Origin of the sequence: Ruoffia sp. FAM 24228 (assembly GCF_045528575.1) — a bacterium.
Lineage (GTDB): Bacteria > Bacillota > Bacilli > Lactobacillales > Aerococcaceae > Ruoffia > Ruoffia halotolerans.
In genome coordinates this window covers 1-8,659 of the sequence record NZ_JBGQQZ010000084.1, presented here as the reverse complement: position 1 = coordinate 8,659, position 8,659 = coordinate 1, and the positions used below count along the sequence as shown (strand labels likewise).

The following is an 8,659-nucleotide window of genomic DNA, read 5'->3' as shown; positions in this document are numbered from 1 at the left end:
TTCATCCGTGGTAAGATGGGTGTAGGTCATTTGTGGTCACTCCTTTGTATTCTTTGGTCGGAATTACAAGTTGAGTGTACCACAAATGGCTGTTTTAGTTGTCTAGCTTAATTTTACAATTGGCGTAATTTAACACTATCGATGCCTATTTCATTTAAGGTGCTCATGTTAACCAGATGATTTGGTGCAATCTTCAAGACGTCTCTTAATATCCATCTTCCTAAATCTTTATTTGGATCCGACATCAGTGCCTTGCCTCCGGATTGTGCTACTTTACACTTCATGACATCACCGTTAGGTAACTCCACTTGAAAGGTTGGGGAATCTTTTGCACTCTCCCCTTTTACTTTCCTTTGTTTCGCGTATGCAAAAAATGTATCAAACGATTCATGAATCCATGCTGGAATAGGTATGTACACTTCATCAGGATGACGAACTCTCCCCTGAGCATTCCATTGATTTAATCCAGAACGCTGTGGTACATCTCCACGATTTGGCGAATATAAAGGTAAAACAATATAGTTTTCTTTCGATTCTGAAATAAGTCTTGAATCAGCAATCTCAACTTGCATAGACTTTAGTAATTCAAATGGATTTTCTAAGATGTCTACATCAAAAGTTACAATTTTATTTTGTTCTTGAGTATAAAATCGTTTAAGAAGTGTATTTTTAGATAATGAATAGGAATATTCGTTGTATTTGTCAGTAAATCGAATAGTATTTTTACTTTGTTTCTTTTGTATGCGAATAGAATTTATGTCCACTAAATCTAAAGGTGTTTCAAACACATTCATCTTGCCTGGCTCTCTAGTAATTAAGTGATAAACCGAATCAGTTGCATCTGTAATATTTTGAGTCACTTCGATTCGTTTATTTCTAAGTTCAGCTATCATATAAACAATCTCTTCATGACTTTTGAGTTTACGAACCTTATCACTATCACCATTAAACTCTGCGACCTTTTGATACGTCCGTCCATTATTTTGCAAGAACGTTTTTAAGCCGATTCCAACTCTGTCTTTTATTGCATCATAAGACACGTCACCACGTGATAAGTTTTTGGCATCAAATGAAGCACAAAATAAATTCTCATGTGCCCGATAATAAAGATAAGGTGAATTGCTATCAGAAAAAAGGTTTGATAGTGAACCTAAAATTTTCAACATCTCAATATATTCTTCTTTTTGACTTTTGGTTTGATTATTCCAAAACAACTCCGACACTCCAATCACTCCTATTAGTTATGACCTACTATATTATAATATCCCATTTTAATTATATTAAATTTTCTACTTTTTCTAATATTATCGCATTAAACTCACTTAGTCGAATATCAGATATTTTGGTGTGAAATATTTCAAATAATACAACATTAATGCCATTAAACCTAATTTATTCTCTTCTAAACAGTCAAACTTTTGTTATAATATAGACACTATTATAATAACTAGGAGCGTTTACATGAGCATAAATTTTGGCGACAAAAAATTTAATATTTATAGAAATTATATCGAAGAACGCAGAACGGATTATGAAACAAGTTGGGACTCGCTTTCAGATTTCGACTTCTATACTCGCAAGGATATTGGTTCAGAAGCTTTTGAAGAGTTTAAGTTTCAAATGCTTAAACCAAGTGATACAGATATTGATTATTCAACTTGGCAAGAACTTGTTAAATATATGAAGAGTGATTCTAAAAGTAAAAAAACAACTTTATTATCCAAAAACAGCAAAAACGATGCAATATTATCAGACGATCCATATTCTCAATGGAAACAATATGAGAGAAAACTTGTCAGCAAAGGGTTTTCAGCTGAATCCATTGCAAATATTAAAGATGATGCCTTCAACATAGTCCAACAATTAAGTATGGACACACGCGAAAGCGGTGCAATTAAAGGGCTAACGATCGGTGATGTACAATCGGGAAAAACAGCTAATATGGCGGCAGTTATGTCAATAGCTGCTGATAACGGATTTAATTTTTTTATTATTCTATCAGGAGTGATCGAAAATTTACGTATCCAAACAGCTAACAGGTTATATGGTGATTTAGACTCAAATAAAGGTGCAGCTTGGTGGGATTGGACTAATATTGATAATCCAAAAGTTTCAGATAGAAGTGCACCGAATAATTGGAATAATATTAACTTACAGGAACATAGCAAAAAGAAATATTTCGTTGTTTCATTGAAAAATAAATCTAGACTAGATAATTTGGCAAAGTGGCTTTATTCGGATCCAAATAAATTAAAACAGTTAAAAATACTCATTATCGATGATGAAGCTGATCAAGCAAGTATTAATACAAAAAAACTAGAAGATGAAGAAAGAAGTACTATTAATAAAAAAGTTCTCGATTTAGTAAATGGTTTTAACGGAAAGCAAGCCCTTGCAGTCAACTATATATCTTATACTGGTACGCCTTATGCAAATGTATTAAATGAAATTGGGGATTATTCGTTATTCCCTAAAGATTTTATCTATACCTTAACACCTTCAAGCGACTATCTTGGTGCTGATAAAATGTTTGGTTTAGCAGAACCAGAGACAGGTCCTTCCTTACCCATCATTAGAACAATCAGTGATACAGATAAAGAATTAATAAAATCTCTGCATAAAGGGGATACTAACTATTTGCCACCTAGTTTTCAAAAAGCGATTGATTGGTTCGTGTTGGTTTCTGCAATGCAAAGACACTTACGTTTTACGAAACCTGTATCGATGTTAGTTCATACAAGTTTAAAAATTGCTGATCAAGAAAAAGTAGCCGGTTTAATTCGCTCTTACTTAGAAAACATGCGTGAGAATCGTGAAGAATACTTTGATAAACTAAGAGAATTATTCGAACATGAATCTACTGAATTTACTAAAGAGGATTTCTCTGAAGCAGTCACATCTTACTCAAGTAAGGAGTTTATCAATGACTATCCTAAATGGGAGGATATTTTAATCCAACTTAAAGGCCTAATCAACTCAAATAACGAAAATTATGTTGATCATATAGGTTTAAAAGATGATGAGGCTTTAGAGTATCATAAAGGATTCCATCTTGTTATAGATAACAGTCAGACTCGCGTTGAGAACCAACATGTTCGACTAGTTTATCCTGAAAGGAGACTTAGCTTTGCTCCACTGTTCATTGTAGTCGGCGGGAATACTCTCTCTAGAGGTTTAACCTTAGAAGGACTTGTTAGCTCTTACTTTATCCGTCAAACAAAGCAAGCTGATACTTTATATCAAATGGGAAGATGGTTTGGTTACCGTCCTACATATGAATTATTCCCTCGAGTTTGGATGGATAGTGAGACTAAAAGACGATTTGAATTCATTACTCAATTAAATTCTGAACTTATTGAAGATATTCAAGATATGAGTGCTAAAACTTACTTACCATATGAAGCTGGAGTCAAAATTAAAAATTCACCTAATAATAATTTTTTAAGAATTACTTCAAGTAATAAAATGCAATCAGCAGAATTATCTGATATTGATTTTTCTGGTTTTAATCGTCAAACAATCCTATTTAAAAACGAGCTATCAGTTTTAGAAAATAATTTGACAGTGACAGAAAAATTCTTGAACTCTCTTACTGATGAATTTGACTTATCTAGAAATAAAATGATTTGGCGTGATGTTGAATATGATTTCGTTAAAAAGTACTTAGAATCAATGATTTTTAGTGATAAAGATACTGCCTTTTCAAATATTAAAGCTTTTCTAGATTGGTACGATGATACTCGCGAAGAGAATGGTTACGCTAATTGGAATATTATACTTTCTTCGAAAGGAAATATCCCGAAAGTATCGGATAATCAGTCAGGTTGGGATATTCATGGTTATAACCCACCGAACATCCAACGTTCGCGATTAGGTCAAGCACAAAATGATGGAAAAACAGTATCAATTGGTGCGTTACGGACACCTTCTGATTTAATCAGCGATATCGAACAATTAAATTCGGAAGATATGAAAAAGAGCCCTTCTGGTAGAGAAGCACAACAACTTAGAGCTAAACATGGACTGGGTAACGTGCCACAATTAGTGATCTATCGAATTGACAAAGGAAAGCAAACTGAAGAAGAATTTAGGAAAGCTCGAAGTACTTCAAGTAATAGATATCCTTTAAACTTCGAAAAAGATTTAATCGGAATCAATCTCATGATTCCAGGTGCACGAAAAAATAAAAATCTTGCAAGAAAACTTAAAATTGTTGTCCCGATTAATGAGGATGATGGCGATTCCCATAAGGAGGATGAAGAATGAAAATTGAAATAGCACGTATAGATGACAGAATGGCGCCTTCTGGAAAAGCTATATTACGGTCTTTGCAGAATGATTCGCTACCAATAGTCGATTTAGTTGTTCGTGAATCATTCCAAAATAGCCTGGATGCCACTTTACCTAAGAGTGATCAAACAAATATTGACGTAACCATTGGCAAAATCGCAACAAATAAAATTGCTCATCATTTTGACTCTATCGATACTCGACTTAAGCAATTATTTCCAAGAGAGTCAACTATTGTAGCTATTAGAGATAGTAATACGTCCGGTTTAACGGGAAAGTTTAACACGGATGATAAAGATGAACTTAATAACAGTAATATATATAAGTTAATTTACGGTCTAAATATGAATCAAGACAAAGTAGATGCTGGTGGATCATGGGGTCTAGGAAAAACTAGTTTCTTCAGAATGGGCAGTGGCATTGTCATATATTACTCACGTGTTAAACATAATAATAAATATGAGGAGCGTTTAGCTGCCTGTCTCATTGAAGATTCCGATAAATCAGATGCAATTATGCCTAATAACGACAGGGGTATTGCTTGGTGGGGAGAAAAAAACTCAACAGATATCTATGATAAAACATTACCAATTACGGATCCTCAGTTTATCTCAGAGTTCACTAAATCTTTAGGTATCAAGCAATATAGCGGGAATGAAACTGGGACAACTATAATCGTACCATTTATCAAAGATTCTAAGGTGACTATGGAGGACACATCAAAGAATGATTTCCCGTGGGAAACCGATATCGAAGAATCAGTTATTCAAGCTATTCAAAGATGGTATTTCCCGAGAATTTACAACCGTCATTACAACCGGTTTACAAATAATTCAATCCTTGCACCTTCCGTCAATGGTCGTATGATCAAACCTGAAAATTTTAGTAATACATTTGATTGGTTCCAATCACTATATTCTATTGCAACACAATTGGGGTCAACTGAAGAAAGTAAGACACATGGAAGAATTCAAGCAAAGACCATTCACCTTGCTACTACTGGAATGTCGAACAGAAAAATCCCCATTGGATACTTGGCTTATGTACAATTAAGTCTTGATGACTTAAAAGCATATAAAAACAGCGGGTTTATCTCCCCTATCAGCTATATTGGTAATGCGACCTTTAAAGACGGTAGCCCTTATGGAGCGAATATTCTTGCTTATATGAGAAAGCCAGGGATGGTAGTTGAATATGTTGTCAACGACAATGAATGGATGAAGGGTTTATCCCTTGAAGAAAATTCATATGTTTTTGCTGTCTTTGTACCTAATAGTGATGGTAATTTGCATAAGAAATACTTGAATTATTATTCTACCCTTGAAAGCTATCTTCGAGATACTGAGAATGCAGACCATGCAACTTGGATTGATAAAATCATTGATAGTGGGCGAGTGACTATTGTCAATCGAATAAAAAGATCAGTTGCTAAAGAATTATCAACAGATTTAAATAATACTGAAGCTAAGGCCTCTAAGCGTACATCAGCTTTAAGTAGACACTTCGGTAATATGTTCCTACCTATGTCTAACTTTGGTAAATCTGCTACAATTCAGCAAAAGCCTCAAAGAAAAAAGAAAAAAGACACATTGGCACCGAATTCGCTCATCAATGTCACTGATATTGGGTTTGTTTCTGAGAATTTACGTTCAGTATCATTTAACGCGACCTTGCAAGCAGATACAAAGAGCACGCTATTCTTTACTGTTCTCACGACAGATAAGGCATATAACCAAGAAAGTTGGAATAAAACTTTTGAAGGTTCGCTTCCTTTTCCGTTTATTATTAATAAAGTAAAATTAACAAAAATCGCTAATAAAAAAGTAAACCATGTTACAGATACATCGCATAAAAAATCAGCTAGTTTCGAAATACCAAATCCAAATAAAGAAAAATTAGTTATCGAAGGAACGATTGAAATCGAGATACATGATTTATCTATGGCTCCTAGCTTGTCGATGAATACCGAACATATCAAAAAAGAAGGTGATGACTAATGAGTTCAAAATTTCTTTTATACAAACTGCTTGATGAAAACTTAATGAAAGAAGCAGGCATTTACCTCTCGCTTCCAAAGCTGTCATATGCCGATGTCTTAAATGATGAAAAAACCATAGAGTTAGACGATTCATATTCCTACAAAATCAATGAATATGATAGTATTTGGTCACCTACCGAAAATGAACTACAACTTACACAATCAATTTCAATCAAACACCCGTCTAAATTATTTGGTCTAGAGGGTGTAACCGCTCAAGAAAACACCTTAGCGATTGCTGTAAAAATACATTCTCGAACATCAAACTTTACTGAGAATTTTATTCTTAAAAAATTCGGTATGAAAGATTCAAATATTGAGATTGATTTTGAAGAAGTTTTCGAACCAAATTCATTACGAGGTACAATCTTTTTTGAATATTATTTAATCGTTCATGAACTACATAACACTTCCCTTTTCCAAGCTGATGAAATCGGGATGCAGCTTAGCTCAGAACCACTTCTAGCATATTCTGTCTCTGTAGATGGAGATGGTTCAGAATTCCCTATCGAAGAGTTCCATGATCCCGAAAGTGGCTTATGGAGAATCTGGATGGATTGGGTTGATGTATATTCAGACTCATTTGACTCTTCAAATATCAGAATCTTAATTAATAGCGCGCATCCATTATATGATCGCCTTTATACTAATACGAATAAAATGAATCAGTATACATTAAATAATATTATTGTCTCATCTATTATACTTGTTATTCAAAAAGCAATTATTATTGATCAAAACATCATAGATGAAGATATGGATGCTGAACCAAATAGTATTGCTAAAGCAATATGGTACTGGGTGTCCACTTTTAATATTCAAATTGACTCATTGGAAGATATTTCTAATAGCGCTCATGCAAATCTAGACCCATTCTCTAAGGAGTGATAATTATGTTAAACTGGCCTGATTATAGTAATACTAAAGCCGAAAGTGACTTTGAGTTACTAGAAAGTGATCCAAGACGTCTGATTGATGTTAAGGTCCCTAATGAATTTAAAGAACTTCGAGCGATGTTTATCCAAGCCCGTGATGAAATTTATGAAAAATATAATATCGATGAAAAAGGTATTGATCGTTTTAAATATACTTTCGATTTAGAATTCGGTTTAGAGTTATACCGAATCCTAAATCAATCATTTACTTTTACTAACCGCGACGCATCAAATGATGATATTTGGAAGTTTTTGTCAATTAAAGTCATTCCAGATATCGTTCATGCGCGACATGGCCTGTCAGCTACTTATTACTATAAAATGAGCAGACGTGTTTGGTTGAAGCAAATATATTGGTACGTCAATTTAGGTTGGCAAGGTAGTTATGAAGAAACATTTAATATATTAAAAAACAATACTACTGATACAATTATGAACATTGTTGAACGCCCCGCCGAAGGTTATAACATTGAATTAGTGCGAGAAATATTAAAACAATACACTCGCTACAATGATACAAGTAGAAAGATACTCAGAAAAGTTTTAGTATTAAATACAGCCTTAATTAAATCAAACTCACCTGAATTTTTTGACGGTGGTATCACTAAGTATGTACAACACCTTTTTGAACGGGTGGTGTGATATATCGAGAGATCAAATAACTCATTATATTCGAAAATAATCGTTCCCTATGCAAATAGATGTTCAGACTTATTTATTATATCTGGTTATGCCTCTTCATCAATGACAGAAAGATTATTACATGACTATCCTAGCTTAAATATTACTCTTTACATTGGTATGACTACACATGAAGGCCTCTCTAAGAAAAATCATGAGGGATTTTTGAATTTGACCAACCAATACGGTGAACGAATCAAAATAATGTATCAAATTACGCAACCTCCAACTCATATAAAACTATATAGTTGGATTAAAGATGGAAGTTACTATATACATTTTGTTGGGTCAGCTAACTTCTCTGAAAATGGATTATTTAAACTAAATGAATTAATGGTAGAAAGCCAACAAAATTTTGAGTCCCTGTATCTTGAACAAAATAAGAAATCAGTTCCTTGCACTCATCCAGATATTCAAAAATTAATTACACTATATGATGATAGCATTGATACTGACCCAATTATTGAACTCGAAGAAGATAAAGATCTTGTTACTGAAAATGATGATTCAACCTACTCCCGAAATGAACGAACAGCGTCTAATGCAAGACAGCAAACAACTGAACAATCTTTCTCAAATTTTTTTAATCCTCTGTTGTCAAATCAAATGCAACACTATTGTTATTCAAAAGACATACCCCATTAGACTTTTAGGTATAGGGTTTCCCCCATGGGGGAAATGTCGCTTTTCGATTCTTTTATAACTCAAGTCTTTA

Annotated in this window: 6 protein-coding genes; 5 read left to right on the top strand and 1 reads right to left on the bottom strand. The window is 33.6% G+C overall.

What is annotated here, in order from left to right:
• Positions 1–113 precede the first annotated feature (113 nt).
• Positions 114–1,223 (bottom strand): hypothetical protein, encoded by a 1,110-nt coding sequence (locus tag ACEN33_RS11225; protein WP_407095120.1) that lies wholly within the window; start codon positions 1,221–1,223, stop codon positions 114–116.
• A 238-nt stretch (positions 1,224–1,461) separates the two neighbouring features.
• On the opposite strand from ACEN33_RS11225, the gene ACEN33_RS11220 reads away from it, so the two are divergent.
• From ACEN33_RS11220 to ACEN33_RS11200, 5 genes are read left to right on the top strand one after another with little or no spacing between them, the layout of a single operon-like run.
• Entirely contained in the window at positions 1,462–4,266 is a 2,805-nt protein-coding gene (locus tag ACEN33_RS11220) for a Z1 domain-containing protein (protein WP_407095119.1), read from the top strand.
• Complete coding sequence (locus tag ACEN33_RS11215; protein WP_407095118.1) at positions 4,263–6,287, top strand: hypothetical protein; 2,025 nt, start codon at positions 4,263–4,265, stop codon at positions 6,285–6,287. Before ACEN33_RS11220 ends, ACEN33_RS11215 begins: the two co-directional genes overlap by 4 nt.
• Positions 6,287–7,216: a hypothetical protein gene (locus ACEN33_RS11210; protein WP_407095117.1), complete on the top strand. Its 930-nt coding sequence runs from the start codon at positions 6,287–6,289 to the stop codon at positions 7,214–7,216. Before ACEN33_RS11215 ends, ACEN33_RS11210 begins: the two co-directional genes overlap by 1 nt.
• A 5-nt stretch (positions 7,217–7,221) precedes the next feature.
• The gene (locus ACEN33_RS11205) at positions 7,222–7,905 is read left to right on the top strand and encodes a hypothetical protein (RefSeq protein ID WP_407095116.1); all 684 of its coding nucleotides are present in this window, start codon (positions 7,222–7,224) and stop codon (positions 7,903–7,905) included.
• Positions 7,906–7,908: 3 nt separating this feature from the next.
• Positions 7,909–8,589 carry a restriction endonuclease PLD domain-containing protein gene (locus tag ACEN33_RS11200; RefSeq protein ID WP_407095121.1) on the top strand — a complete coding sequence of 227 codons (681 nt, stop codon included), beginning with the start codon at positions 7,909–7,911 and terminating at the stop codon, positions 8,587–8,589.
• Positions 8,590–8,659: the final 70 nt, after the last annotated feature.

What these genes read in the sequence shown, in the direction of transcription:
- ACEN33_RS11220 (WP_407095119.1), top strand. Translation starts at nt 1,462, where the DNA reads ATGAGCATAAATTTTGGCGACAAAAAATTTAATATTTATAGAAATTAT.
- ACEN33_RS11215 (WP_407095118.1), top strand. Translation starts at nt 4,263, where the DNA reads ATGAAAATTGAAATAGCACGTATAGATGACAGAATGGCGCCTTCTGGA.
- ACEN33_RS11210 (WP_407095117.1), top strand. Translation starts at nt 6,287, where the DNA reads ATGAGTTCAAAATTTCTTTTATACAAACTGCTTGATGAAAACTTAATG.
- ACEN33_RS11205 (WP_407095116.1), top strand. Translation starts at nt 7,222, where the DNA reads ATGTTAAACTGGCCTGATTATAGTAATACTAAAGCCGAAAGTGACTTT.